The sequence below is a fragment of the Hymenobacter aquaticus genome, from assembly GCF_004765605.1.
Taxonomy (GTDB): domain Bacteria; phylum Bacteroidota; class Bacteroidia; order Cytophagales; family Hymenobacteraceae; genus Hymenobacter; species Hymenobacter aquaticus.
On the sequence record NZ_SRLC01000002.1, the window covers coordinates 534,448 to 559,347 of the forward strand.

Below are 24,900 nucleotides of genomic sequence, written 5' to 3' on the forward strand. Positions count from 1 at the left end.
GTTGATTCTCACCGAATTCACCCTAGCATGAACCAATACGACGTTACCGTCATCGGCTCCGGCCCCGGCGGATATGTAGCGGCCATTCGCTGCGCCCAGCTCGGCTTCAAGACGGCCCTGATTGAGAAGTACCCCACCCTGGGCGGCACCTGCCTCAACGTGGGCTGCATCCCCAGCAAGGCCCTGCTCGACTCGACCGAGCACTACCACAATGCCGCCCACACCTTCAAGGAGCACGGCATTGAGCTCAGCGACCTGCAGATCAACATGAACCAGCTCATCGACCGCAAAAACGGGGTGGTGAAGGCCAATACCGACGGCATCCAGTTCTTGATGAAGAAGAACAAGATTGAGGTGCTGCGCGGCGTGGGCTCGTTCGTCGATAAAAACCACATCAAGATTACGCCCACCGAGGGCGGCGAGGAGCAGCAGATTGAGACCAAGCACGTCATCATCGCCACCGGCTCCAAGCCCACGGTGCTGCCCTTCATTGCCCAAGACAAGGAGCGCATCATCACCTCCACCGAGGCCCTGAACATCCGCGAGGTGCCCAAGCACATGATTGTCATCGGCGGCGGCGTTATCGGGCTGGAAATGGCTTCCGTGTATGCCCGCCTCGGCGCGAAAGTGTCGGTGGTGGAGTTCATGGATTCGCTGATTCCGACCATGGACCGCGCCCTGGGCAAAGAGCTCAAGCGCATCCTGGGCAAAATCGGCATCCAGTTCTTCATGAGCCATAAGGTGACCGGCGCTACCCGCGAAGGAGATGCCGTAACCGTGACGGCCACCAACCCCAAGGGCGAGGAAGTGAAGTTCGAGGGCGACTACTGCCTGGTGGCCGTGGGCCGCTCGCCCTACACCGCCGGCCTCAACCTGGAAGCTGCCGGCATCGAAATGGAAGAGCGCGGCCGCATCAAGGTCGATGAGCACCTGCAAACCTCGGTGCCCGGCATCTACGCCATCGGCGACGTGATTCGCGGGGCGATGCTGGCCCACAAGGCCGAGGAAGAAGGCGTGTTCGTGGCCGAAACCCTGGCCGGGCAGAAGCCCCACGTCAACTACCTGCTGATTCCGGGCGTGGTCTACACCTGGCCCGAAGTGGCCGGCGTGGGCTACACCGAAGAGCAGCTCAAGGAGCAGGGCAAGGCCTACAAAACCGGCTCCTTCCCCTTCCGCGCCTCGGGCCGCGCCCGCGCCAGCATGGACCTCGACGGCTTCGTGAAAGTGCTGGCCGACAAGGAAACCGACGAAATCCTGGGCGTCCACATGATCGGCCCCCGCATTGCCGACCTCATTGCCGAAGCCGTAACGGCCATGGAGTTCCGCGCCTCGGCCGAGGACGTGGCCCGCATGAGCCACGCCCACCCCACCTACGCCGAAGCCATGAAGGAAGCCTGCCTCGCCGCCACCGAGAACCGGGCCATCCACATGTAATAAAGCGGCTCGGAACGACACCCAGAACGTCATTCCGAACAACCCAGCACGTCATTCCGAGCGTAGCCGAGGAATCTCGCGTGCTGACGTTGCCACAGCATATGTCATGCTGAGCCCCGCGAAGCATCTCTACCGCAGTGGTACTCCACCATAGAAAAGCGGCTGAACCTCCCCCCGGAGATTCAGCCGCTTTTTTGTGGCTGGGGCCTGGCTCACACGGCGAGCCGGCCAGCGGGCTTACAGCGTAAAGTCGATGGTAACGGCCTGCTCGCCCTCGGCCGTGAAGCTGGTCTTGTTGTTGAACACCACCTTCTTCACTTCCTTGCCATCCACCTCGATGGCGGCTTCGACCAGGGCATTGTTGCTCAACCGAATGGTATTATTGGTCCGCACCTTCGAGCAGCCGATGGTGAGCGATACTTTGTCGCCGGGGCGGACTACCGCGTCCAGGGGGCGGTCGGCGTAGGCGGCCGAGTTCCAGCCGGTGCTGAATTTCTCGGTGGAAGCGGTGCTGGTGCCGCCCTGGGGCATTTCGCGAATGGTGATGTAGCCGCCCACGTCAATCTTTTCGTCGGTGGGGGTAGCCAGGCCGTAGGCCGAATACTGCACGTGCACCTCGTGCTTGGGAGCCGGCGCGGCGTCTTCTTTCTTGTCGCCGCAGCCGGTGAAGGTCAGCGTCGCCAGCGATACGCCAGCCAGGAAGGGAAATAGGGTAGTACGTTTGGTCATAAAGAACAATAGGTTTGGCGTAAAAGTAGAGCGCCCACCCCGTTTTTCCGCCCCCGCACCCCCGGCTAGTCGTGGGGCCAGCCGCCTGTAATTCTTGGCCGCACGGCCGTAACGCCACAGCGGCTGGAGCTTGGAGAAGCTTCAGCCGCTGTGGCGTTTTTTAAATCCCAAAAAGCTTATCACCCTGAGAAAGAGACAAAACTTTGTAGTCTTCAGGGTTTAAGTCAGGAGGAAGTTTATCCCTCAAGACAGGAACAATGAACTGTATGTTAGATTTACTCACTACATCCGCAATCAGAGTAAGTTGATTGTCATGTATATTTTCTATCTGGTCATGTAAAATGAAATGCGCACAAGGGATTTCGTGCTCGTCACAAAATTGAATGTATGCTATGTCAAATGCAGCAATCTGTCCCTTCTTTTTTCCAGTTCCAAGCCCACCCACTGATCCTATTTTAAGCTCATAGGCTCTTTCTGTTTTGTTTTGACTTAAAATGAATTGCTCGCCGTAAAGTTTTTCTGATACTTTTGAGAAGAATTTGTTAAATTCAATTATGCTTTTTTCTAAATCTATTTCGAAAGATGCAATTCCATTATTTATATTTGTCAAGCTTTTTTCTATCTCCTCGAGTTTTTCCGTTGATTCATTCCATTGTCTTAATTGCTCTTCGTATTTTCCTTTTTGCTCATACTTTCTGTTTAACGATTGAATGATGTTCTCTAGCTCTTCAATTGCGCCTAGTTTAATAAGCTTTTGAGAAATATTTCTTTCGTCGTTTACATGTGATTGTAAAAGTTCATTAGCTGTTACGATGTCCTGTTCAAGTTTGGGAATTTCAGAGCTTATATATTTTACTTTTTCGTTAAGCATCTTGTTGTGAAATTCTAGCATATCTTCAAACGTGGCTTGCATTTTAGGAATGAATGCGTTAGCCGTCTTATACAATTCTTGAAGCTGTTTGATATTAATGTCTGCGTATTCTTTCTCGATTTCATCTTTTGCCTCAAGGATTATTTCTCTCCTTAAGTTGAGTCTGCCTAATTCTGTTGACAATCTATTTATGTCAGATTTTAATGCGTTTAAAGTGTTAAGGTCGTTTTGATAGTCTTCATTAATACTGAAGTTTGTTTTTAGAGTATTTAACTCATCTATATCTCTATTAATTACAGATAGGGCCTGTATAATCTGTGAGTGGGATGTTTCTTTGCGTAGTTTCTTTAGTATAGCCTCTTCAGTTGTTTTCTGGTGTTGAAGCTTCTGTTTTTTGTTGGCCGTGTTCGTGTCAATACCAAGCCAGAAAAGGTATAGGGCCTCATATTCCTCTGATTTAGTAGTCACATGTAGTACTTTTACAGTATTATCAAGTCGGCTTTTCTCATAACGAATATTTTTAGCAATTATCTGCCGAAAAGTTGGTTTTTCAGAACCGGAATGAAATATAAGTGCCTTGAGTTTTTCTAAAAAATCTTTGTCGCTATAAATATCTCCATTGATTTCTTGTATTTTTTCTGAGCGTTTTAAGAAATTTTTCTTGACTGTTATTTCCTGACTGTCATGTTTGGCTAAGTCCTGCTTTAGAACTAAGGTAATCATGATATTATTTTCTTTCAAATATGTCTCTATTTCAACATTGCTTTTTTCTTTAAATTCTGAATCGTTGTAAATGTTCTTTCCGTCTCCGCCAAGGCAGAAGTCAATTAGTTTTAAAACGGTTGTCTTGCCAACATTATTTCCAGACTGCTGTAAGGCATCAGTTGGTGTTTCATCTATAATAAGGTTAAGCCCTTTGTGAAAAAGGATTTCCCTTACTACTTTGGCATCGTTTTCTATTTTGAGTGTCTTTAAAAACATTTTTTTATTGAGCCAGATGACGTTAGTTTGATTAAGCCCAAAAGGAATAACCAGTCCAGTGTGAAGACAAATGATTGTAATGATATTTCAAAATCGTTTTTAGATTTTGTAAATAAATCAAAAAAATCGACCTCATTATCATTTGTATCTCTTAGTATATTAAGAATAAATGCTCCATAAAAATAAAGGCTATTCTTAGGATTTGTGTCTTTGGGAAGGAGCATGTCATGAGGGTTCTTCGAGTATTTTACATCTCATAAAGGCATCAATCATAATTACCAATAATGAAACGTTTATTATTTCAAAAGGTTCAGTTATATTTGAACTTTTGCTTATTTCATTTAGTAATCTTTTTTCTACTTCGGAAAAAATATTATCGGCGTTTAATTGAATTACCTCTAATTCATTTATTTCAGGATTTGCATTAGTAAAGTCTCCCTTTACTTTTAAATAGTGTTGTTTTATATTGGCTAAGGTAAAATATGTCATACTTGTGTTTTGTTGATCATGCTCTTTGTATATTGCTGAAAGCTTGCCAACGAATAAGCCATATTCATCTATTATTGGTTTGTATTTTTTTACATGGTTATACTTTATTTTATTTGCTATATCAAAGGGTTCGTTTTCTTGCGTGGCAGGATTGTTGTCTGCAAGCCTTTTTCCAAGTATGTTGATTAGCTTAGAAAGATTGCTGGTGATATTTCTGCTTTCCTTAAGGATGTTGATATCACCTAATGCCGCATAATTATCCCCAAGCCCTGTGTTAGTTTGATTAATCATTTTCCGACATTAATATCTCTCCCTGAAGCATAGTTACTTCCAGAACCGGAACTGGTCTGTTGATTCGCTCGTGCGTTTTGCCCAACAGTTTGAGTAGATGTGTTAATCTTTTTCTTTAAATCGTTGTTTTTCAATAATTGCAGAATATTTACAACTAAAGATATAACGGCAATAGCCCAACCGGAGTACTTCAGAAATTCTTCGCTCATTGTCTGGTTTGTATTATGGTGTCTTGTTCAAAGATATTAAAAGTTAGCCATGAGCCTGATAAATCTATTGGCGGGTTTACCTTGTCTAATGCTCTTCTGGCTTGAGTAGCAGACAACTAATCTGTGCTTCTCCTAAAAGAGCCGCTCCCCCAACAAGCCCTAAGCGCCCTCCCCCACAGTCGCTCGGCTATGCCGAGTGACGCCTATGCTCCCGCAGCTATGCTGCGCGGGGCTGCGGGCGTTGAGGCAGCTCCTAAGCGGATTCGCGGCATAGCCGCTCAGGCATAGTCCTCACTCGGCATAGCCGAGCGAGTGCCGCTAGGCTATTCCAAACGATCCTACACTCAGAGTGACACAATCGAAAAAAAAATATCGATTGTGTCACTCAATCAACAGACCGCTTACATTAGGTGCCAGGCGGCGGGGCAGGGGCTATTCTGCACGCGGCCAATCAGATGCTGCGTACTCCTACTTCCTTTTCCGAAGGCACCACAGTGGAGGTGCGGCGGCACTTTGCCCTTAGTCAGGTGGAGCTGGGGCGGTGGCTGGGGGTGAGTGTTACCCAGGTGCGGGCCGTGGAAGCTGGGCGGCGCAACTTCTCGCCCTTGGCCGAAACCCGGCTGCGGCGGCTCTCCGACCTGTTGCCCCCGCGCGGACCGGCGTTGCCCGCGCCCGAGGCGTTGCCGCCTTTGCCCCCGCGGGTGGCCCGCACGACCAAGCAAGCGCGGGAAACCGAGCTGCTGCGGCGGCGGGTGCGGCGCTGCGAGCATCTGGCGCGCCAGCTGGCGTTTCAGCTCGAAACCCTGGACTTGCAGGATGCGGCCCTGCTGCGCCGCCGGCAGGGAGTGGCGGCCCTGCGCCTGGCGTTGGCTACCCCGCCCGCCGGGGCCGGCCCCGGCTACGACGCCGCCGGGGAAGAGGCCTGGCTGGTGCGTATTGAGGCCGATGTGGCGGCCCTGCCCCCTCGGCCGGGGCCGCTGGCGCGGGCCCACCTGGCGCTGCGGCAGCGGCTGCTGCTGGAAGAGGCGGCCGAGCTGCGCCGCCTGCTGGCCGCGCCGGTGGCGCAGGAAAAGTAGCGAGGCGCATTCGCGGCTTCCGCTGTAGGCGCTTCGATGGTGGATGGCGGCGGGAGCCAGGTTGGGTGGGGCCGGCTATTCAACGATGCAGGCGCGAATCCGCGTCGCTGCCCGCCGGTGATTGGGTCGGGTAAATATTATATAGCCAGTCTATAATACAGGGAATAGGGCAGCGTTGCTTAGGAGTAATTACCTCTCATTTTTTAACCCCTTTTATTATGGCCATTGATGTAAGATTGCTGCTCACCCGCGCCCAGTGCGACGCCGTGATTGCCGAATTGGAGAAGCGCATCCGGCGCCTCGGAAACAAAGAGTCGAACTATGATTATCAGGACGAGGTCGGCAGTGAGCGGGCTACCGAGCTGAACGATGAGCTGAAGGGCCTCAACGTGCGCATCGCCAACCACGATACCTACCTGGCCACCCTCACCGAAGGCAGCACCGAGTATGAGCGCACTTTCGACGAGCGCCGCAAGGACGACGACCGGCGCGGCGAGATTCTGGCCCAGCAGCGCAAGCGCGGCGCGACGAAAGTGGTGCTGGGCCAAAGTGCCCTGAAGGAAACCCAGAGCCGCACCACGTCCCTGGAAGAGGATAAAGCCGCCGTGGCGGCCCACCGCCTCACGCTGGCCGCTTAAAAGTCGGCGTAGGAAATAAGGAACAGGGGCCGGAGCTGGCAGTAGCTTCGGCCCCTGTTGTTATTCAGGGGTGGCGGCTTGCCGCCGTAGCGCTTACTTAGCTCCTGGCACCAAGTAGAGACGCAATATTTTGCGTCTCGTCGTTGAACGACTCGCGAGGGACCGGGAGACGATTTCGTGCAACGACGAGACGCAAAATATTGCGTCTCTACTGCTTCTTTAGCTAACTCAAACAGCGCCTTAGGCGGAAAGTGGGCCCACGTACCGGTAGGTGTTCAGGAGCACGCCGGTGGCGGTGGCCTGGGAGCTGACGAAGGCCAACTCGCGCGGGTCGAGGTGGTCGGCAAACAGGCGCTTGCCCCGGCCCAGCAGCACGGGGTACACCAGCAGCACCACTTCCTCGACCAGGCCCTCGGCCAGCAGCACCGAGGTGAGCGTGGAGCTGCCGCAGACCAGCAGGTCGGGGCCGTCGGTGGCGCGCAGGCGGCGGATAGCCGCTACCACGTCGGGGCCCAGCGCCTGGGCCGGCCCCCAGCCCAGGCTGTCGGGGTGGTGGGTGGCCACGTATTTGGTGGCCGCGTTTAGCCCGTTCGCCATCAGGCTGTCCCCGGCCTGGGGCCAGTAGCCGGCCCAGGTATCGTAGGTGCGGCGGCCCAGCAGCAGATCGTAGTGAGTGCCGTAGGCCTGCACCACGGCCGCCAGCCCGGCGGGGGTGCGGTAGGGAGCCGTCCAGTTGCCGTGCGCGAAGTCCTCGCCGTTTTCGTGCTGAATCACGCCGTCCAGGGAGATGTGCTCCATGATTCTGATCTTTCTCATGCGGGGGGCTGATGGTAGGATAGTGGTAGGGCAAGATTACGGCGGCGGAGCCCGGCACGCCAGGGGCAATCCGGACAAATAGCGGGGCATTTGCGACGGGCGGCCGGTACGGGTGCCGCATCGGGGTGTAGAGACGCGTATTCGCGTCTCCATCGTTGCTGAGGTTGTTACGGCGCGTTGCCGATCGTCCAACGACGAGACGCAAGGTTGCGTCTCTACACGCCACCGGGTTGAATCTGGCGTGCTATGTAGATCTTTGGTAAGCCGAATGCCGGCCTTCGTTGTTGCCTTTGCATGAGTGAGCGGATTCCCACGTATGAATTGCAGGCCTTTGCCGCCGCCGCCGCCGACCAAAGCCCGGCGGTGTACTTCCCCGACTACGGCTCGGTGAAGCCCGCCCTTCCGCTGCGCCAGCCCTACCGGGGCAACTACTACAAAATCAGCCTGTGCCTGCGGGGCACGGCCGAGTTCAAGGCCAACCTCACGCCCTGCCGCGTGACGCCCGGCTGCCTGCTGCTGGCTACGCCCGACGTTATCAAGGAGTGGGGCCACGTGGCCGCCGACTACGAAACCCTGTCCGTGTTCTTTACCCGGGACTTCATCACGACCCACAACGCGGCCACCGGCCGGCTAGGCTTCCTGCTGACGCCGCCCACCTACGTGCTGCCGCTGGCTCCGGCGGAGGCGGCCAGCATTGCGGCCTCGTTTCGGTTTTTGCAGCAGAAATACAACACCCCCAGCGCCCAGCGCAGCAACATTCTCAAGAGCATTCTTACCGGGCTGCTCTACGAAATCGGCGGGCTGTATGCGGAGCCGCCCGTGGCTGGGGCGCCGGCCCCAGGCCGCCGGCAGCAGGTGGTAGCGGCCTTCCGGCAGCTGGTGCCGGTGCACTGCGCCGCCGAGCGGAGCGTGCAGTTCTACGCCGCCGCGCTCTGCATCACGCCCAAGCACCTCACCGAGCTGGTCAGGGAAGAAACCGGCCGCCCCGCCAGCGAGTGGATAGCCGAGGCCGTGGTGCTCGAAGCCAAGGCCCTGCTGCAAAACCCGGCCCTGACCGTGTACCAGGTGGCCGCCGGCCTGCAGTTTGCCGACCAGTTTGCCTTCAGCCGGTTTTTCAAGCGTAGCACCGGCCTCTCGCCCACGGCCTACCGGCAGGCCGGGTAGGGGAGCGGATGGTCTACGCTGGTCCGTCATTCCGAACATTCCGCGCATCGAGCAGAGGTGAGGAATCTCGCGTGCTGACGTGCGCCTCACCCCCCGGCCCGCATCTGCTGTAAGCGCAGAGTCCGAAAGAGGGGAGCCGGACCGAGCCAGCGGATCAGTTTTGTGCTGCCTGATAGACGGTAGCCGCCATTTCGCCACAGCTTGCCGCCCTTTGGCCATTCCGCCAGCGGGCCCGGGGGGCGAATTTTGAAGCTGTATTCGTAGCCGCCCCGTACCCGACCTCGTGGGAGCCGGGGAAGCTGCTTTATTCTTCACCCAAAGACCATTCCCCATGATTTTAGTAACCGGCGCCACCGGCCACTTAGGCGCGGCCGTCCTCCAGACCCTGCTGCACCACACTCCCGCCCGCGCAGTAGCCGCTCTGGTGCGCGACCCGGCCAAGGCCACCGACTTGCAGGCCCGGGGCGTGAGCATCCGGGTGGGCAGCTACACCGACCCGGCCTCCCTCAACCAGGCCATGCGGGGCATCGACACGGTGCTGCTCATCTCCGGCGGGGGCGACGACGACGGCCTGCAACAGCACCAGAACGTTATTGACGCGGCCCACCGGGCGGGCGTGCGGCGGGTGGCCTACACCAGCCGCGCCCTGCAAAGCCCCGCCACCCTGGCCAACGAGCTGATGGTGCGCCATTTCCAGACCGAAGACTACCTGCAAGCCAGTGGCCTGGGCTACCTTATCTTCCGCAACATCCTTTACATGGATACCCTGCCCCTGTTTACCGGCCCCACGGTGCTGGAAACGGGCATCAATCTGCCGGCCGGGCCGGGCAAGGTGGCCTACGCCCTGCGCCGCGAAATGGGCGAGGCTATGGCCCGCGTGCTGCTCGAAAACCCCGGCGGCAACCGCATCTACCACTTCACCGGGGCCGCCGCCTACTCTTTCCACGACGTAGCCGCCGCCCTCACCCAGGCCTCCGGCCGGCCCGTGGCTTACACCGACGTGGAGCCCGAAGCTTTTGCCGCCGGGATGCGCCAGCGGGGCGTGCCCGAGCTGGCCATTGCGCGCACCCTCGGCTTCCTGACCGACATCAAGCACGGGCAGGAGGAAGTAGTCAGCACCGACCTGGCCACCGTGCTGGGCCGCCAGCCCACCGGCCTGTTCGACGGCGTGCGGCAGCTGTATACCCTTTAATCGGCAGGGGTAGGCAAAGGCGCGGTTATCGGTCGGTTGGCATCCTTGGCTTCTCTGGCGGAGCGTCGCTGATCGGGGTGCGGGCCGCACGGGACGTGGGGAAGCTGCGGGAACAGCGGCTCGGCAGACATTTGCCCGACTGGGGCGCCGCACGCTTTCGAAGTCACCAGCCCCGATGCCGAGGTGCTGATGTGGATCAGCCCGGCCGACCTGGGCGAGTGGTTCTGGACCCACAGCGTGCCGGCTCCCGACGGGCAGGCGCTGCCCCTGGGCCCCAACCCGCTATGAAAACGCGCAAAAAGCCGCCGGACGCATTCCGGCGGCTTTTTGCGCGTTTGGCCTACGCGCGCCGGGGCACGTAGTGCTGCACCACGATGCCGCAGGCAAAGGCCGTGGACTGCACCAGCTCCAGGTCGAGGCGGGCATCCAGCTCTTGGAAGATGGGCAGGCCGCGGCCGATGGCGACGGGGTTGAGGAAGAGGTGATACTCGTCGATGAGGCCGGCCCGGATGAGCGCCGACACGAACGTGGCCCCGCCGTAGGCCATGATATCCTGGCCGGGCTGGGCTTTCAGCCGGTTGATTTCCGCGGTCAGGTCGCCGGTCGCCAGCACGGTATTGGGCCAGGCCGACTCGCGCAGGGTGCGGCTGAACACGACTTTGGGCGTGACCGTGAACTTCTGGCCGGCGGCGTGGTCGGGGTCCGCGGCATTGGCGGCTACGGCGGCCCAGTGCGGGATAAAGCCCTCGGCCAGCTTGCGGCCCAGCACAATGCCGTCGACCGGGTCGGTGAGCTGCTGCACGTAGCCTTCTAGGGCGGTATCCCAGGGGCAGGTCAGCCAGTCCAGTTCGCCATTGGGGCCGCCGATAAATCCGTCGATGCTCATTTGCACCTGGAGCTTTAGCTTTCTCATCGTCAGGGTAGGGAAGTCGTTTTTACACTCAATAGGAAGCCAAAGGTAGGGGGGCGCGGCCCGGGTAAAAAGGCCGAATGCGGCATTCAGCGGGTGCTTTGCGACAATCTGGCGGGCCCCGAAGCTACCAGCTGCTGCCGGCCCCGCCGCCCCCGGAGCTGCCCCCGCTGCTCGACGAGGATGAGGAAGACGATCCGCCCGACGAGCCCGACGAGGAGCTGCTGGACGAGGACAGCCTGGCGGTGGTGTACTTCTCCTTCCTTACGTGCTGGCAAAACGCGCACCGCCACACGTGCCAGCCCCAGCCGCCGTGGGAGGTGGTGGCGGCCTGCATTTCCTCGTCGGGCTGGGGCTGGGAAGTGAGGTTGTGGCACTGGCTGCACTTTTCAGCGTCGGTGTCGAGGTTGGCGTAGTCGAGGATGAGCTGGTGCTGGCAGGCCGGGCACTGCCACACGTCGTAGTCGATGGCCTCAATCAGCTCCTCGGCTACCTGGCCGGGTTGTAGGGCGTGGTCGTCCTGAAGCTCATCGAGGCGGTGCATGGGCTGGCCGCAGTGGGGGCAGGCGTAGGGCGCTTCGCGCAGGGCCGCCAGCCGCCGCCGGTGCCAGGGCCAGTAGGCGGCCAGCGCCAGCGGAAACACGAAGCGCAGAAAGCCCAGGCCGTGGTGGGCCTCGTTGAGAAACGTGTAGCGGGCGTGGCGGCTTGTGCCCGCGTAGCGCCCCCGCAGCCGGCCGTTGATCAGCAGCAGATAGGCGTGCGCGCCGAGCCACGGCCAGCCGTAGCCCAGGCCCAGCAGCGCGGCGGGCGGCACCGGCAGGTCCTGCACCACGGCCAGAAACCCCAGCGCCAGAATCGGGGCTGACCCCAGTACCAGTACGCCGCGGTAGAGGCCGCCCGCTCGCTTACGGGTAGCCAGCACCAGCACCACCACGACCAGAATCACCCCGGCCACGGCTACCTCGATGCTTTGGCCGGTGGTCCAGGCGTTGGGGTCGGGCGAGTCGGTATAGGCCGGGGCCGCCGCGTCGGCTTCCTGGGTCAGGCTCTGGGCGGGGGGCAGGCCCAGCTGGGCTTCCACCGAGTCGGGGAGGGCGAAGTGGCCGGTGGTGAGCTGGCGGATGAGGGCGGCCACGCCCTGGCGCACGGCCGCGTCGTACTGGCCCTGGCGCAGGTAGGGAACCATGTAGCGCTGCTGAATCCGGAAGCACACCACATCGGGCACGTCGGCTTCCAGGCCGTAGCCGGTTTCAAACTCCACCCGGTGCTGGTCGTCCACCAGGAGCAGCAGCAGGCCGTTGTTCTGGTCTTTGCTCCCGATTTTCCAGCGGTTAAACAGCGCCGTGGCCGCCGTTTTGGGCACTTCCTGGCCAATGCTGCGCGTCAGGACCACGTCGATGTGGGCCCGGCCGCTCTGGTCGAGGGGGCGCAGCACGGCGTTCAGCTCTTGGGCGGTGCCGGGCTGCAACAGGTGGTCGGGGTCACTGACGTAGCCTTCGCCCAGGGTTTTGGGGTCGGGAATGGTGGTCAGGTACGAGTCCTGCGCGGCGGCCGGCGGCATAGTCCAGAGCAGCGCCAGCTGCATCAGCAGCCACAGTAGGGTAGAACGCAAGGGCATAGCAGAAAGCCGCAGCGGCCGGTCAAGGGTTTGCCCGCCAAAGAAAAGCATATCTAGGCGGCTATACATGCCACAAGGCAAGTGAGAGCAACGTAACCCCTACCGTCATGTCGAACCCAGTGAGGCATCTCGCGGGCAATGGTAACTCTCTCCCTCTGTCATCCTTGATCTGGCGTCCACCTTGCGCAGTGCCTTCCTCCCCTGAGTAACAAGCCTCCGTAAACGCACAAAGCTCTTTACCGCTGGCGAGGTAAAGAGCTTTGGCACGTTGGTACAAGCTACGGTGGGGGAGGAGAGGAAGGTCCTTCGGCTGCGCCTCAGGATGACAGCTTTAACAATTGCTCCTTCCTCTTCCGCCCGCTCCTTAATAGGCTATCCGCTCCAGGTCGACGCGCTGGGGGCTGCGCTGCTCGTGGTAGAGCAGCAGGTGCGCCGCGTCCACGAACCAGACGTCGTAGTAGCCCGTGGACGGGGTTTGCTGCACCGTGGCGGGCTGGCCCGAGCGCACGTCCAGGGTCAGGATGCGGCGCTCGGTGCGCAGCACCACCCGGTTGCTGTCGGGGGCGAAGCCGCGCAGGCGGAACACGCCGGCCAGGGCCGCTTGCTGGGCCATGCGCCGGGCCTGCAGGTAGCCGCCCACCGTGTAGGAGCCCCCATCGGGCAGGGGCAGCACCCGCACCTGGTCGACCTGCCCGCCCGGACTCACCCGCAGCGACACTACGTCGCGGGGGCGCAGCGTGGTGGTGCTCACCCGCACGATGCCCAGCGTGGCAATGCCCGTGACGATGCCAATGGCCATGTGGCCGCCCAATGACGTGCTGGTGTAGGTTTCGCCCACCAGGCGCAGGCCGCCGTCGGCTTCGGGGCGCAGCCTCTGCCAGAGCACCTTGCGGCCCTGGGCCGTGAGCAGGCGCGCCTCCTGCGAAAGGCCAATCAGCCGCTCGTCGGTGCGGGTGCTGTCGGGGTGGAAGCGGGCCACGAACAGGCTGCCCGTGCTGGTGCGGCTGGGGCGGTTGTTGGGGTAAGAGTAGCCGGCCAGCAGCAGGCTATGGCCGGCACCCATCTGGGCCACGCCCGGCACGCGCCGCTCCCCGTTGTGGTCGAGGGGCAGGCGGCACAGCACCTTGCCGCTGGCCAGCTCCAGGGCGTAGGCCTTGGTAACGGCCCGGCGGCTGGTGGCATTGGTCGTGACCAGCAGCCACGCGTGGGTGCTGTCCAGAATAGCTTCTTCCACCTCCACGGCGCCCTGGTCCGAGGTGAAGCGGTGCTCCCACTGCACTTGCAGCTGCGGGTTGAGGTAGCGCACCAGAATGTCGCGGCGCCCGGGCTCGGCCAGCAGGAAGCCGTCGGCCTGGGGCCCCAGGCTGCCACCCAGCTCCCGCCACCGCACCTTGTGGGCCTTTTCCCGCTGCAGCTTCACTACCTGGCCCAGAGTGTCGAGCACCACGGTGGTCATGGTATCGGTGCCGCGCTTGTAGAGCTGGTAGAGCACGTGCTGGCGGCTGCTGGCACTGTTGCTGAAGACGTAGCGGCCGGGCAGGCGCAGGCTCTGGCGGCGCTGCCGGCCCAGGGTGGGGCTAAACACGTACTGCCGGAAATAAGAAGCCTCGTTGCCGGGCTCCAGGGAAAACATCATGGCCCGCTGGGCGCTGGGCAGATACAGCCCGCCGGTCTGGGCCAGCCGGATGCTGTCGATGGTGACGTGCTGGGCCTGGGTGCTCCGCCCGAAAAGGCCGGCCAGCAGCAGCGGGAAAAAAGCGTGGCGTAACGAAAGCGGCATAGACAAACGGTAGTGGTGCAATAGAAGAAAGAGGATGAAAAACCGAACCTCAAAAGTACAGAAACCCGTGCGCCGAGCCTACTGCGTATCTTCCCCGTATGGCTCGTCCCGATACTTACCAGCAGGTGCACCCGCTCACCCGCGCCGAGTGGCGGCAGTGGCTGGCCGCGCACCACGGCAGCAGCCCCGGCGTGTGGCTGACCTACTTCAAGAAAGAGTCCGGGCAGCCGCGCCTCGGCTACGCCGCGGCGGTGGAGGAAGCTCTGTGCTTCGGCTGGATCGACTCGCTGCCCCGCCGCCTCGACGCCGAGCGGACCCAGCTGCTGTTTACCCCGCGCAAGCCCAAAAGCGGATGGAGCAAGGTGAACAAGGAGCGCCTGGTGCACCTGGAAGCCGCCGGCCTGCTGGAGCCCGCCGGCCTGGCGGCCATTGCCCGGGCCAAGCAGAACGGGGCCTGGGAAAGCCTCGACGCCGCCGAAGCCGGCCTGGTGCCGCCCGATCTGGCCGCGGCCCTGGCCGCGCAGCCCCGGGCCGAGCAGCACTTTCTGGCGTTTTCGCCCTCGGCCCGCAAAATGCTGCTGACCTGGGTGCTGGGTGCCAGGCGCCCCGAAACCCGCGCCCACCGCGTAGCCGAAACCGTGCGGATGGCGGCCCTGAACAAGCGGGCCAACTTCGACCGGGAATAACGCGCGGGAAGATGGCTCGCCGGAAACCTTCGGGCCCGCATCTGCGAATACCTGAATACAGCATGGTTATCAGTTGGTTGGCCCTGCCGCCGACTGCCCGCCTTACGTCTTCGCCGCATGGGAAAGCACAAAAAGAAGCACTCCAAAAAGGACGCCGCCTCCGGCTCCGTGCTCGAATCCGCCGCCCTGTCCATCCGCAAGTACCGCCGGGTGACGGATGAGCTGGCCAAGCTCAGCACCGGGCAGAAGGTGCTGGGCGGCCTGCTGCTGCTGGCCGCCGGCTACTTCTACCTGGGCAAGCTGACCAACGAAGGCCAGGAGCTGCTGCAAAGCTTCCAGAAGCCGGCCCGCCGCTTGGGCAAGCACAAGCCCGCCGCCCCCGACGACGACGACGAAGATGCCCCCGAGGCGGTGGAAACCAGCGCCTCAGCCCGCAAGACCGCGCCGCGCAAAAATCATAAGAAGTCCAAGCACGCCCCCGGGGCCTTCGGCCGCCCGCCCGCCGCCACTCCCGACGACGTGTAGCCCACCCGGCGGCAACTTTATACCAGCCGGTTGCGGATACCCTACTGTTTACTGCCGGGCACCCCACGCGCCCGTTCTCATTTCCTTTCATTTTCCGCCTACGCCATGAAAAAGAGCAAGAAAACCAAGCCCGCCAAGAAAAAGTCGCTGCTGAGCGGGGCAGCCAAGACCCTGAAAAAGCTGGGCAAGGGCAGCGGCATCGGCCGGCTCAGCACCACCCAGAAAGTAGTGGGCGGCGCCCTGCTGCTGGGCGGCCTGGGCTACTTGGCGCAGCGCCGCGCGGCGGGTGCTACCACCGGCGCCGACGTAGATGCCAATACGGGCGAGAGTCTGCCCGGCGTAGAGGGCGCGGCGCTGTAGGCACCGCGCTGGTCGGGTTGCTTTTATTTTCCAGCAATTATGGCAAAAACCAAAGGTTCCGGGAAGGGCAAGGGCAACAAGAAGGCGCAGAAGGCTCGTCAGTCGGCCGGCTGGCTGGATGAGGCGGCCGGCACCCTGCACGCATTCCGCAAGGCCACTAAGTCGGTGCGCCGGCTCACGACGGGGCAAAAGGTGGTGGGCGGCCTTGCCCTGCTGGCCGCCGGCCTGACGTACCTGGCCAAGCGGCAGGCTGCTGCCGCGGCGGCCGTAACGCCCGATGCCCGGGCCGCCGAAGCCCACCTGGCCACCTTGAGCGAGCCGCCTGCCCCGGCCGAAGTGCCGGCCGGTCGTGCGCCGGCGCGGCGCAAGTCCCGCAAAAGGGAGTAACTCATCAAGCGCATACAGGTCAAAAAGCCGCTGTTTCCTTCGGGAGGCAGCGGCTTTTTGCTGGGGCTTCGGCGTTGTTCAGGCCCAATGGGAAATTGCTTTACCTGGCTTATTATGAGCTATATTGGTCTTTGTATATAAAGCAAAAGACCATGAAGCTGGATGAGGGCCTGGCTGCCGTGGTGGCGGCCATTATCGGCATAGCGGCCGGGGTAATATCCGGGGTGCTCAGTGCGCGCTACCAGAGCCGGATTGAGCACGAGAAATGGCAGCGCGCCTTGTCCGACGGGTTTCGCAGTGAGCTGCGCGCCACCGTGCAGCAGCTCACGCACAAGCTGTCAGAGGCCATTCATAGCATGTGCTGGCTTACCTGGCAGGCGGAATACGGTCCCGAAAAGCTCACGCAGGAGCGCATCGACCAATACGACGAGGAAATGCACCGGCTGCTACCCCAGATCATCGGGCTGCACGCCGTGCTGGCCGGCATGGATTACGAGGTGTTCAGCCAGCTGCGCGGTATCGTTGATGACGCCCTGAAGCAGGATGCCGGCATTGGCTACGCGCACCTGGCCTTTACGGAGCAGGATAAAAGCAGCGCGCGGGGCCTGGCGAGCCAGCACGAGCAGGCCGTAGCACTGGAATCCCAACTTTCCCAGGCCGTAGCCGAGGCCATCCGGGGCTATTCCATCCAGGCGCGCCACGCCGGCTAGGCCCCGGCCGGACCAGCCGGCCACCGCTTCTGCCGCCACTGCTCGCGCTGCTCGGCGTCGAGGAACGTCCAGGCTACCAGGCGGCTTACTTTCTGGCCCTGGCTCATGCCGATGGTGCGCACGTCGGCGGCCCCGCGCTTTTGCAGGGTTTTGTAGAGGCCGGGCAGGGTTTCCTTTTTGGAGATGAGCGTCGAAAACCACAGGCAGTTGTGGCGTTGCAGGGCGCTTTCCTCGGCCATGCGCCAGGTGAAGGTGGCCTCGCCGCCCTCGTACCACAGCTCGTGCGACTGGCCCCCGAAGTTGGGCGCTACTTTGCCCGTGCCCAGGTTCTGGTTTTTGCGCCGGTTGGCCGCCTCCGCCTCGGCCTGCGAGGCGTGAAACGGCGGGTTGCACATGGTCAGGTCGAACAGCTCGTTGGCTTTCACCACGCCGCTGAAAATATCGGCCGACGACGGCTGCAGGCGCACCTCGATGGCGCCAGCCAGGCCGGGGTTGCCGGCCACAATTTGCTTGGCCACCCGCACGGCCACCGGGTCGGCATCGGAGCCCACGAAGCGCCAGCCGTACTCGTGGTGGCCGATGATGGGGTAGATGCAGTTGGCGCCCACGCCCACGTCGAGCACCCGCACGCGCTTACCGGTGGGCACCGGGCCGCCGTTGGTTTCGGCCAGCAGGTCGGCCAGGTAGTGCACGTAGTCGGCGCGGCCGGGAATGGGCGGGGCCAGGTAGCCGGCCGGAATATCCCAGAGCTGCACGTGGTAGAAGTGCTTCAGCAAGGCCTGGTTGAGGGCCTTCACGGCGGCCGGGTCGGTGAAGTCGACCGAGGCCTCGGCGCCCTGGGCCGTGGGCGCTACGAAGGCGGCCAGCGCGGGGCTGCTGCGCACCAGGGCGGCGAAATCGTAGCGGCCGTGGTGGCGGTTGCGCGGGTGCAGGCCGGCTTTTTCGGCGGCAGACGTATCGTGGGGCTGAGTAGGCATGAGGCGGGGGAGAAGGTGGGCAAAGGCGGGTCAGGACCGGCCGCAAAGCTACGCAAAGCCGGGCCGGGCGGGGGCACCCCAAAAACAACGAGGCTGAAGCCCGGGAGCTTCAGCCTCGTTGCTGAGAATAACGGTAGCCGGGCGGTGGCCCGCCGCTACTGAGCGGCCGGCGCCTCGGGGGCGGCGGGCTTCACGGCCATTTTCACCGACACGGCCGTCGGGCCTTTCTGGCCCATTTCCACCTCAAAGGTCACTTTGTCGTTTTCCTTGATGGGGTTCAGCAGGCCGTTGGCGTGCACGAAGATGCTTTCCTGGGTTTCCTGGTCCTTGATGAAGCCGTAGCCCTTCGACTCGTTGAAGAAGGCCACCGTGCCCTTGCGGATCGGGTCGGGCTGCTCCATATCTTCCTGCTTGGAAACCGCAATGCGGATATCCTCCGCCTTGATTTCCACTTTCTTCTTGTTGGGGTCCGGCGGGGTAGAGGAGATGTTGCCAAACTCATCTACGTAGGCGAGCATGTCGTCCAGGCTCTGGCCTTTCTTGGCGTTGGCCTGGCGCTCTTCCTTGCGGTCAGCCTTATCGTTCTTTTTCTTTTGACGCTTTTTTTCGTTTTCCTTTTTGCCAAAGGATGCTTGGGATTTCCCCATAGTGTTCTTGGTTTATTGTTAAGGCGCTACTTCGGGTGAAGGTACGCACCAGCGCCGGAGAGTTGACGAATATACTATACTACAGATATATATCCGCGAAAGTTCAGGCCCGGGCCCGCAGTGCTATCCTATAATACGAATTTTTTGGGAAATCAGCGCAAGTTTCTCGCTGGAATGTACCACCGGGGGGCAAACGCCGCGCTCCTTGCGGCTCAACCCTGCGCCAGCCTCCTCCGTACAGCGCCCCACGGCCCGGCTATATAGCGCCGGGTTATTTTCTCACCCATTGCCCTGACCATGAAAAATACTTTGCTTTTCCTGTCCTGCGCCGCCGCCCTCACCCTGGGCTCGTCGTGCAACCGCGACAAAGCCGCCGCCGTGGATGCGGCCCAGACGCCCTCGGCCGACACGGCCGTAGTGGTCGACAACGATGCGCTGTACCGGGAAGACGGCAACCGCGTGGCCGATATGGTGACTTCCGACCTGGGTATTACCGATACGGCTCAGGTGCGGCAGGTGCGCCGCGTGTACTACACCCGGGCCCAGCGCCTGGGCGAAGTGAAGTCGCGCTACATCAGCGACACGACCGGCCAGTACGCCGCCATGCGCGAGGTAGACACCAACACGGACAACGAAATCAAGACCGTGTTCAACGACGAGACGCGCTACAACACCTACCAGAGCAACCGGCCGCGCTACTACGGCTACGCCGACGACGGGGCCATGACGACCACCGAAACCACGACCACCACGACCACCACGGCGCGTCCGGCCCGCCGCGGCCCGCGGGTGGTAGAGTACGAGAAGAAGAAAAACGGCGAAACCAAGATTGAGTATTCGAACGGCAAAACCGTGAAAATCGACAAGGACGGCGACACCAAGGTGGAATACCCCAACGGTACCAAGGTGAAGCGCGACGCCGACGACGGCCAAGTGAAAATCAAGCGCTAAGCCCGGCGCTAGTCAAGCAAAAACCCTGGCCGGCCGGCCAGGGTTTTTTGTTGGATTATTGGTACGAATAATTTCGTATGTAAGAGGAATTGACTTACTATTGCCCTTCCTGCATATTTTGAATTTCCCATTCTTGCTTATCGTCCGATGAAACTCTGTCCATTACTGCTGGCCCTGCTCGGCGGCGCCCCGGCCCTGGCCCAGACTCCCGCCCTGCCTGCCCCCGCCGACAGCGGCACGTATGTGCTGCACAAGTTTGAGCAGCCCATCGGCAAGGAAACCTACCGCCTGACCCGCACGGCCCAGACCCTGACCTACGACGTGGCGTTCCGGTTCGTGGACCGGGGCTCGCCGGTGCCGCTGCGGGCCCGGCTCCAGGTGACGCCCACCTACGAGCCGCTGCGCCTGGCCGTGAAGGGCCGCACCTCGCGCATGTCGACCATCAACGACTCCATCGAAATCGGCAAGGGCCAGGCCTACGTGCGGGTAGACGACAAGGTGACGACCACCGCCGTGGGGCCGCTGAGCTTCCCGGTGGCGGGCTACGCGCCGGGCACGGGGCAGCTGCTGCTCTTGCGCTACTGGCAGCAGCACGGCCGGCCCGCCAGCCTGCCCACCCTGCCCACGGGCGCGGTGCAGATCAGCCGCGACGGGCAGGACACGCTCACGTTTCAGAACCAGCCGTTGGTGCTGGAGCGCTACGTCATCAAGGGGCTGGTGTGGGGCAACGAGCTGCTCTGGACCGACCAGCAGGGCCGGCTGATGTGCATCATCACCAACGACGCCGAGGGCGACAAGCTTGAAATGATGTGGCAGCCCTACGAAAGCCTGCTGCCGACGCTCATTGGCCGGGCCGCCGCCCACGGCATGCGGCTGTTTACGGCCGAGGCCGGGTCCAAAGCGGCTACTCAGTCCAAGGTGCTGGCCATCAGCGGCGGGGCGGTGCTCGACGTGCTGACCGGGAAGCGGCTGCCCAACCAGGTGGTACTCATCGAAAACGGGAAGATTACCAAAATCGGGGCCGTGGGTAAGGTGAAAGTGCCCCCGGGCGCGGAGGTCATTCAGGCGGCCGGGCAAACCCTGGTGCCGGGCCTCTGGGACATGCACGCCCACTTTCAGCAGGCCGAGTGGGGCCCGGCTTACCTGGCCGCCGGCGTCACGACGGTGCGCGACTGTGGCAACGAGTTCAGCTACATCAACGCCATTCAGCGGGCCATTGATACGGGCCGGGGCGTGGGGCCGCGCATTCTCAAGGCCGGCCTCATCGACGGCAGCGGGCAGCGGCCCCTGGGCATCGTGCGGGCCGATACGCCGGCCGAGGCGGTGCAGGCCGTGCAGCAGTACAAGGCCAACGGCTTCGCGCAAATCAAGCTCTACAGCTCCCTCAAGCCCGAAATCGTGCGGGCCATCTGCGCCGAAGCCCACCGCCAGGGCCTAACCGTGACGGGCCACATCCCCGACGGCATGAACCTCTACCAGGGCGTGCGGGCCGGTATGGACCAGGTCAACCACCTGCCCTACGTGGGCTCGGTGCTCAAGCGCAACCCCGACCGGTCGTATAACTTCACCGACACGACCAGCCTGCGGGCTTTCCGGTTTTTGAAGGAGAGCCACACCGTTATTGACCCCACGCTGGGCGTCTACGAAATCATAGGCCGCTCGACCCAGGACGACATTACCCAGCTGGAACCCGCTTTTGCCAAGCTGCCCCCGCCGTTGCAGGCCCTGTTTATCAGCATGGGCGGCGACCCGAAAGAAGTAGCCGGGTTCAGGCCCCAGTATAATAGCCTGGTGCAGCTGGTGAAAGTGCTCTACGACCAGGGCGTTACCATTGTGGCCGGTACTGATATGGGCTTTCCCGGCACCAGCCTCGACCGGGAGCTGGAGCTCTACGTGCAGGCCGGCCTCACGCCCCTGCAAGCCCTGCAAACGGCCACCATTACGCCCGCCCGGGTGATGAAGCAGGACAAGCAAAGCGGCTCCATCGAAGTGGGCAAGCAGGCCGACTTGGTGCTGGTGGACGGCAACCCGCTGGAGAAAATTCAGAACCTGCGCCGGGTGAAGCTGGTGGTAAAAGACGGCCGCGCCTACGACCCGGCCCGGATGCGCACCCTGGCCGGCTACCAGCCGTAAGCCGCGCCGGGGGCCGGTCAGTTGCGGGTCTGGGTCATGCGTATTAAAGTCGGTTCGCGCTACCCCGGCCGGCTTATACCGACCGGCAACGTTGCCGACATCGTTTGCATAAAGAAATACGGCCCGGGGCTGCCGCCGGCCCCGGCAATTGGGTAATATCAGGGTGCGGTAACGGCTGCTGCTTCGGTGGTCGGCCGCATTTTGCTTCCTGCCTACTACCCACCCGATGTTCCCACGCATTCTGACAACCTGGCCCCGTTACTTTCGCCGGGCGGCCGCGGCCACCTTCCTGACCACGGCGCTGCTGACCAGCGCCGCTTCGGCCCGGGCCCAGCAGCTGGCCTTTCCCGGGGCCGAAGGCGCGGGCCGCTTCACCAGCGGCGGCCGGGGCTCGGCCACGGTGCCCACTACGGTGTTTGAAGTAACCAACCTGAGCGACGACCAGCAGCCAGGCAGCCTGCGCTACGCCCTGAGCCGGCCGGCGGCGGCCCGCACGGTGGTGTTCCGGGTGTCGGGCACCATTCACCTGGCCTCCCCGCTGGTTATCAGCCACAGCAACACCACCATTGCCGGCCAAACCGCGCCGGGCGGCGGCATCTGCCTGGCCGATTTTCCCGTCAGCCTCAAGGCCCATAACGTCATCGTGCGCTTCGTGCGCTTCCGCATGGGCGACAAAAACCAGAACCAGGGCTTCGTCGACGGGGCCGGGGGCGACGATGCCTTCGGGGGCCTGCGCAACTCCCGCCTCATCATCGACCATTGCTCCATGAGCTGGAGCACCGACGAGCTGCTGTCGGTGTACGAGGGCGACAGTACCACTTTGCAGTGGAACATCATGAGCGAGCCGCTCAACTATTCCTACCACTTCGAGAAAGGCGACCAGGACTTCGAGCGGCACGGGTTCGGCGGCATCTGGGGCGGGCAGCACAGCACCATGCACCACAACCTGTTTGCCAGCTGCAACAACCGCACGCCCCGCTTCAACGGCAGCCGCTACACTCACCCGGCGGGCTTCGAAAACTGCGACTTCCGCAACAACGTCATCTACAACTGGGGCGAAAACAACGTGTACGCCGGCGAGGGCGGCAACTACAACATTGTCAATAACTACTACAAATACGGCCCCAGCACCAAGGAAAGCGTGAAGGCTCGGGTGCTGAATCCCTACAGGATTACGGACGGCAAAAATCCGCTGCCCTACGGCAAGTTTTACCTGAGTGGCAACTACTCCGACGCCAGCGCCGACGTGACGCGCCACAACTGGCGGGGCGTGACGATGAACAACGGCTCGGCCGCCGATACGGTGCTTTCGAAAGTAGACGCCCCCTTCGACCTGGGCCCCGTAACCACCCAAACCGCCCAGCAGGCCTACGAGGCCGTGCTACAGGGCGCCGGCGCCACCCGCCCCGCGCGCGACACCCTCGACCAGCGCATCGTGCGCGACGTGCGCCGCCGCACCGGCCGCCTCATCGACGTGCAGGGCGGCTACGCCCACGGCACGCCCTACAGCATCTCGCAAAAAGCCTGGCCCGAGTTGAAGTCCAAACCTGCCCCCACCGACACCGACCACGACGGCATGCCCGACGCCTGGGAAACCAAGCAGCAGCTCAACCCGCAAGACGCCGCCGACCGGAATAAAATCGGGGCGGACGGCTACACCATGCTGGAAGTGTACCTCAACAGCCTGGCGGACAAGTAAGGACCAATGCAAAACGGGCTTTCGGGCTTACCTCAGCCACCTGCGGCCCGGCCGCATCCGTTGCTGGTGCTGAAGCCCGGGAAGTGTACCCGTGGCCCGGAATAAAGGTGAACGTGTTAGGGAAGGCCCAGGCTGCTCGCCGCGTTGGCCTTGCGGCTTTGGGCCGGGCCTGGAACTCGCGCCGGGGGCCGGGCAGTTGACTGGCCGGGCCGGCAATTGGCAAGAAAGGCGTTATTTTAGCCGGCCCCGATTCGCGTTTTTCCAACCGCGGGGGCAATAGCGCGTTATTCCCTGCGAGTGTCGAGCTGCGGGCCGCGTGTTGCGGCTGATCCTGGGCGCCCAATCCTTATCGGAAAATAGATTTTATGCGGCAGTTACTGCTTTTTCTGGGCCTCCTGCTGGTGGGGGGCGTGCTGCCGGCCGCCGCCCAGCGCCCCGACACCACCCGGCTGCCGCGGCCCATGCGCAAGGTGGAACTCGAAAACGTGGAAATCGAGCCCTCGGCCCGCGACGGGAAAGGCTGGCTGATGCTGGACAAGGACATTCAGCTGGAGCTGGAAGGGGCCATGCACAACCTCTACAACTTCAAGTACGACAAGGCCGAAAAGCAATTCCGCTCCCTGCGCCGCCGCTACCCCGAGCACCCCTTGCCCTACCTGCTGATGGGCCTAAGCCAATGGTGGAAAATCGTGCCCACCAACCTGCAAACCAAGCAGTACGACAAGCAGCTCTTCGCCTACATGGACACCACCGTGCGCAAGGCCGAGGTGCTCTACGAGCAGGACAACAAGAACTACGAAGCCTGCTTTTTCCTGTCGGCCGCCTACGGCTTCGATGCCCAACTCAACGCCGAGCGCAAAAACTGGACCTCGGCCACGCTCAGCAGCCGCAAGGCCCTGCGCTACCTGCAGGAAAGCAAGGAAGCCAACGGCCTGAGCCCGGAGTTCCTGTTTGGCCAGGCCCTGTTCAACTACTACGCCGTCTGGATTTCGGAAAACTACCCGCTGCTGCGGCCCGTGCTGTTGCTGTTTCCGAAGGGTAACCGCGCCCTGGGCCTGCAACAGCTGCGCAACGTGGCCAACAACGGCTTCTACACCGGCCTGGAAGCCAAGTACTACCTGATGCGCATCCTCTACACCGAGGAAAATAACCTGGAAGGCGCCCTGCCCGTGGCCCGCTACCTGGCCAACAACTACCCCGACAACGCCTACTTCCAGCGCTTCTACGCCTTGCTCTGCTACCACCAGGGCGACATGATAGAGTGTGAGCGGGTCAGCCGGGAAATCCTGGATAAGATAAACCGCGGCTACGCCGGCTACGAGGGCATCAGTGGGCGCTACGCCACCTATTTCCTGGGCTCCATCGTGCAAAACAGCTACAAGGACCTGGTGAAGGCCAAAGACTACTTCCAGCGCTGTCTCGTGTTTTCGGAAATGACCGGCGACACCAACAGCGGCTTCTACCTGTCGGCCAACGTGAACCTGGGCCGGCTGGCCGAAGACGAGGGCGACGTGAAGGCCGCCCGCCGCTACTACACCACCGTGACCGAGAAGGCCGAGAAAAAAACGCCCCAGTACCGGGAAGCCAAGCTCTACCTGAAAAGCCACAAAAAGTAAGGCCGCCCCAC

General features: G+C 61.3%; 25 protein-coding genes. 14 read left to right on the top strand and 11 right to left on the bottom strand.

Annotated elements, in window-relative coordinates; translation table 11 throughout:
• The first annotated feature begins 27 nt into the window (after positions 1 to 27).
• Positions 28 to 1,434 (top strand): dihydrolipoyl dehydrogenase, encoded by a 1,407-nt coding sequence (lpdA, locus tag E5K00_RS15030; protein ID WP_135464138.1) that lies wholly within the window; start codon positions 28 to 30, stop codon positions 1,432 to 1,434.
• A gap of 237 nt (positions 1,435 to 1,671) precedes the next feature.
• Here lpdA and E5K00_RS15035 read toward each other — a convergent pair whose 3' ends face one another.
• The 5 genes from E5K00_RS15035 to E5K00_RS15055 all read right to left on the bottom strand — a co-directional run bounded on the left by E5K00_RS15035 (position 1,672) and on the right by E5K00_RS15055 (position 5,004).
• Positions 1,672 to 2,163, bottom strand: coding sequence for a hypothetical protein (locus E5K00_RS15035; protein ID WP_135464139.1), 492 nt, complete (start codon positions 2,161 to 2,163; stop codon positions 1,672 to 1,674).
• Between the two features lie 160 nt (positions 2,164 to 2,323).
• Positions 2,324 to 4,015, bottom strand: coding sequence for a DUF2326 domain-containing protein (locus E5K00_RS15040; protein WP_135464140.1), 1,692 nt, complete (start codon positions 4,013 to 4,015; stop codon positions 2,324 to 2,326).
• On the bottom strand, positions 4,006 to 4,239 hold the full coding sequence (locus E5K00_RS23350; RefSeq protein WP_135464141.1) for an ABC-three component system middle component 6: 234 nt from the start codon (positions 4,237 to 4,239) through the stop codon (positions 4,006 to 4,008). The genes E5K00_RS15040 and E5K00_RS23350 overlap by 10 nt, the downstream gene beginning before the upstream one ends.
• Before the next feature lies 1 nt (position 4,240).
• Positions 4,241 to 4,795, bottom strand: a complete 555-nt coding sequence (locus E5K00_RS15050; protein ID WP_135464142.1) for an ABC-three component system protein — start codon at positions 4,793 to 4,795, stop codon at positions 4,241 to 4,243.
• Positions 4,792 to 5,004 (bottom strand): hypothetical protein, encoded by a 213-nt coding sequence (locus E5K00_RS15055; protein WP_135464143.1) that lies wholly within the window; start codon positions 5,002 to 5,004, stop codon positions 4,792 to 4,794. The genes E5K00_RS15050 and E5K00_RS15055 overlap by 4 nt, the downstream gene beginning before the upstream one ends.
• A 455-nt stretch (positions 5,005 to 5,459) precedes the next feature.
• On the opposite strand from E5K00_RS15055, the gene E5K00_RS15060 reads away from it, so the two are divergent.
• Together E5K00_RS15060 and E5K00_RS15065 are read left to right on the top strand one after the other, a co-directional pair.
• Positions 5,460 to 6,080 carry a hypothetical protein gene (locus tag E5K00_RS15060; protein ID WP_135464144.1) on the top strand — a complete coding sequence of 207 codons (621 nt, stop codon included), beginning with the start codon at positions 5,460 to 5,462 and terminating at the stop codon, positions 6,078 to 6,080.
• A gap of 218 nt (positions 6,081 to 6,298) precedes the next feature.
• A complete protein-coding gene (locus E5K00_RS15065) occupies positions 6,299 to 6,718 on the top strand; it encodes a hypothetical protein (protein ID WP_135464145.1) in 420 nt (139 codons plus the stop codon).
• Between the two features lie 240 nt (positions 6,719 to 6,958).
• Here E5K00_RS15065 and E5K00_RS15070 read toward each other — a convergent pair whose 3' ends face one another.
• Complete coding sequence (locus E5K00_RS15070) at positions 6,959 to 7,534, bottom strand: dihydrofolate reductase family protein (RefSeq protein WP_135464146.1); 576 nt, start codon at positions 7,532 to 7,534, stop codon at positions 6,959 to 6,961.
• A 294-nt stretch (positions 7,535 to 7,828) separates the two neighbouring features.
• On the opposite strand from E5K00_RS15070, the gene E5K00_RS15075 reads away from it, so the two are divergent.
• Complete coding sequence (locus E5K00_RS15075; protein WP_135464147.1) at positions 7,829 to 8,698, top strand: helix-turn-helix domain-containing protein; 870 nt, start codon at positions 7,829 to 7,831, stop codon at positions 8,696 to 8,698.
• Positions 8,699 to 9,029: 331 nt separating this feature from the next.
• A complete protein-coding gene (locus E5K00_RS15080; protein WP_135464148.1) occupies positions 9,030 to 9,890 on the top strand; it encodes an SDR family oxidoreductase in 861 nt (286 codons plus the stop codon).
• Between the two features lie 340 nt (positions 9,891 to 10,230).
• On the opposite strand, the gene E5K00_RS15085 is transcribed toward E5K00_RS15080, so the two are convergent.
• The 3 genes from E5K00_RS15085 to E5K00_RS15095 form a co-directional block, all read right to left on the bottom strand.
• Complete coding sequence (locus tag E5K00_RS15085; RefSeq protein WP_135464149.1) at positions 10,231 to 10,803, bottom strand: dihydrofolate reductase family protein; 573 nt, start codon at positions 10,801 to 10,803, stop codon at positions 10,231 to 10,233.
• 124 nt (positions 10,804 to 10,927) lie between these two features.
• The gene (locus E5K00_RS15090) at positions 10,928 to 12,412 is read right to left on the bottom strand and encodes a TPM domain-containing protein (protein ID WP_210114325.1); all 1,485 of its coding nucleotides are present in this window, start codon (positions 12,410 to 12,412) and stop codon (positions 10,928 to 10,930) included.
• A 370-nt stretch (positions 12,413 to 12,782) separates the two neighbouring features.
• Complete coding sequence (locus E5K00_RS15095) at positions 12,783 to 14,198, bottom strand: hypothetical protein (protein ID WP_135464150.1); 1,416 nt, start codon at positions 14,196 to 14,198, stop codon at positions 12,783 to 12,785.
• 98 nt (positions 14,199 to 14,296) lie between these two features.
• On the opposite strand from E5K00_RS15095, the gene E5K00_RS15100 reads away from it, so the two are divergent.
• The 5 genes from E5K00_RS15100 to E5K00_RS15120 all read left to right on the top strand — a co-directional run bounded on the left by E5K00_RS15100 (position 14,297) and on the right by E5K00_RS15120 (position 16,866).
• Positions 14,297 to 14,884, top strand: a complete 588-nt coding sequence (locus E5K00_RS15100; protein ID WP_135464151.1) for a YdeI/OmpD-associated family protein — start codon at positions 14,297 to 14,299, stop codon at positions 14,882 to 14,884.
• Positions 14,885 to 15,001: 117 nt separating this feature from the next.
• Positions 15,002 to 15,409 carry a hypothetical protein gene (locus tag E5K00_RS15105; protein WP_135464152.1) on the top strand — a complete coding sequence of 136 codons (408 nt, stop codon included), beginning with the start codon at positions 15,002 to 15,004 and terminating at the stop codon, positions 15,407 to 15,409.
• Positions 15,410 to 15,514: 105 nt separating this feature from the next.
• Complete coding sequence (locus E5K00_RS15110; protein WP_135464153.1) at positions 15,515 to 15,769, top strand: hypothetical protein; 255 nt, start codon at positions 15,515 to 15,517, stop codon at positions 15,767 to 15,769.
• Between the two features lie 39 nt (positions 15,770 to 15,808).
• Entirely contained in the window at positions 15,809 to 16,156 is a 348-nt protein-coding gene (locus tag E5K00_RS15115; protein WP_135464154.1) for a hypothetical protein, read from the top strand.
• Between the two features lie 131 nt (positions 16,157 to 16,287).
• Positions 16,288 to 16,866: a hypothetical protein gene (locus tag E5K00_RS15120; protein ID WP_135464155.1), complete on the top strand. Its 579-nt coding sequence runs from the start codon at positions 16,288 to 16,290 to the stop codon at positions 16,864 to 16,866.
• On the opposite strand, the gene rlmF is transcribed toward E5K00_RS15120, so the two are convergent.
• Complete coding sequence (gene rlmF, locus E5K00_RS15125) at positions 16,863 to 17,843, bottom strand: 23S rRNA (adenine(1618)-N(6))-methyltransferase RlmF (protein WP_135464156.1); 981 nt, start codon at positions 17,841 to 17,843, stop codon at positions 16,863 to 16,865. The two genes, E5K00_RS15120 and rlmF, sit on opposite strands and share 4 nt — an antisense overlap.
• 155 nt (positions 17,844 to 17,998) lie before the next feature.
• Complete coding sequence (locus E5K00_RS15130) at positions 17,999 to 18,490, bottom strand: cold-shock protein (protein WP_135464157.1); 492 nt, start codon at positions 18,488 to 18,490, stop codon at positions 17,999 to 18,001.
• Positions 18,491 to 18,787: 297 nt separating this feature from the next.
• Between E5K00_RS15130 and E5K00_RS15135 the strand changes: the two genes are divergently transcribed.
• From E5K00_RS15135 to E5K00_RS15150, 4 genes are all read left to right on the top strand, one after another.
• A complete protein-coding gene (locus tag E5K00_RS15135) occupies positions 18,788 to 19,441 on the top strand; it encodes a T-complex 10 C-terminal domain-containing protein (RefSeq protein ID WP_135464158.1) in 654 nt (217 codons plus the stop codon).
• A gap of 147 nt (positions 19,442 to 19,588) precedes the next feature.
• Entirely contained in the window at positions 19,589 to 21,574 is a 1,986-nt protein-coding gene (locus tag E5K00_RS15140) for an amidohydrolase family protein (protein WP_135464159.1), read from the top strand.
• 226 nt (positions 21,575 to 21,800) lie between these two features.
• The gene (locus tag E5K00_RS15145; RefSeq protein WP_245328307.1) at positions 21,801 to 23,273 is read left to right on the top strand and encodes a pectate lyase family protein; all 1,473 of its coding nucleotides are present in this window, start codon (positions 21,801 to 21,803) and stop codon (positions 23,271 to 23,273) included.
• 365 nt (positions 23,274 to 23,638) lie between these two features.
• Positions 23,639 to 24,889 carry a tetratricopeptide repeat protein gene (locus E5K00_RS15150; RefSeq protein WP_135464160.1) on the top strand — a complete coding sequence of 417 codons (1,251 nt, stop codon included), beginning with the start codon at positions 23,639 to 23,641 and terminating at the stop codon, positions 24,887 to 24,889.
• Positions 24,890 to 24,900 lie beyond the last annotated feature (11 nt).

Bases quoted from the DNA above. Each gene is read 5' to 3' on its own strand.
- E5K00_RS15060 (WP_135464144.1), top strand. From the start codon at position 5,460: ATGCTGCGTACTCCTACTTCCTTTTCCGAAGGCACCACAGTGGAGGTG.
- E5K00_RS23350 (WP_135464141.1), bottom strand. From the start codon at position 4,239: ATGCTCCTTCCCAAAGACACAAATCCTAAGAATAGCCTTTATTTTTAT.
- E5K00_RS15070 (WP_135464146.1), bottom strand. From the start codon at position 7,534: ATGAGAAAGATCAGAATCATGGAGCACATCTCCCTGGACGGCGTGATT.
- E5K00_RS15035 (WP_135464139.1), bottom strand. From the start codon at position 2,163: ATGACCAAACGTACTACCCTATTTCCCTTCCTGGCTGGCGTATCGCTG.
- E5K00_RS15065 (WP_135464145.1), top strand. From the start codon at position 6,299: ATGGCCATTGATGTAAGATTGCTGCTCACCCGCGCCCAGTGCGACGCC.
- E5K00_RS15085 (WP_135464149.1), bottom strand. From the start codon at position 10,803: ATGAGAAAGCTAAAGCTCCAGGTGCAAATGAGCATCGACGGATTTATC.
- E5K00_RS15055 (WP_135464143.1), bottom strand. From the start codon at position 5,004: ATGAGCGAAGAATTTCTGAAGTACTCCGGTTGGGCTATTGCCGTTATA.
- E5K00_RS15140 (WP_135464159.1), top strand. From the start codon at position 19,589: ATGAAACTCTGTCCATTACTGCTGGCCCTGCTCGGCGGCGCCCCGGCC.
- E5K00_RS15145 (WP_245328307.1), top strand. From the start codon at position 21,801: ATGTTCCCACGCATTCTGACAACCTGGCCCCGTTACTTTCGCCGGGCG.
- E5K00_RS15080 (WP_135464148.1), top strand. From the start codon at position 9,030: ATGATTTTAGTAACCGGCGCCACCGGCCACTTAGGCGCGGCCGTCCTC.
- E5K00_RS15040 (WP_135464140.1), bottom strand. From the start codon at position 4,015: ATGTTTTTAAAGACACTCAAAATAGAAAACGATGCCAAAGTAGTAAGG.
- E5K00_RS15130 (WP_135464157.1), bottom strand. From the start codon at position 18,490: ATGGGGAAATCCCAAGCATCCTTTGGCAAAAAGGAAAACGAAAAAAAG.
- E5K00_RS15115 (WP_135464154.1), top strand. From the start codon at position 15,809: ATGGCAAAAACCAAAGGTTCCGGGAAGGGCAAGGGCAACAAGAAGGCG.
- E5K00_RS15075 (WP_135464147.1), top strand. From the start codon at position 7,829: ATGAGTGAGCGGATTCCCACGTATGAATTGCAGGCCTTTGCCGCCGCC.
- lpdA (WP_135464138.1), top strand. From the start codon at position 28: ATGAACCAATACGACGTTACCGTCATCGGCTCCGGCCCCGGCGGATAT.
- E5K00_RS15150 (WP_135464160.1), top strand. From the start codon at position 23,639: ATGCGGCAGTTACTGCTTTTTCTGGGCCTCCTGCTGGTGGGGGGCGTG.
- E5K00_RS15110 (WP_135464153.1), top strand. From the start codon at position 15,515: ATGAAAAAGAGCAAGAAAACCAAGCCCGCCAAGAAAAAGTCGCTGCTG.
- E5K00_RS15135 (WP_135464158.1), top strand. From the start codon at position 18,788: ATGAAAAATACTTTGCTTTTCCTGTCCTGCGCCGCCGCCCTCACCCTG.
- E5K00_RS15050 (WP_135464142.1), bottom strand. From the start codon at position 4,795: ATGATTAATCAAACTAACACAGGGCTTGGGGATAATTATGCGGCATTA.
- E5K00_RS15105 (WP_135464152.1), top strand. From the start codon at position 15,002: ATGGGAAAGCACAAAAAGAAGCACTCCAAAAAGGACGCCGCCTCCGGC.
- E5K00_RS15095 (WP_135464150.1), bottom strand. From the start codon at position 14,198: ATGCCGCTTTCGTTACGCCACGCTTTTTTCCCGCTGCTGCTGGCCGGC.
- rlmF (WP_135464156.1), bottom strand. From the start codon at position 17,843: ATGCCTACTCAGCCCCACGATACGTCTGCCGCCGAAAAAGCCGGCCTG.
- E5K00_RS15100 (WP_135464151.1), top strand. From the start codon at position 14,297: ATGGCTCGTCCCGATACTTACCAGCAGGTGCACCCGCTCACCCGCGCC.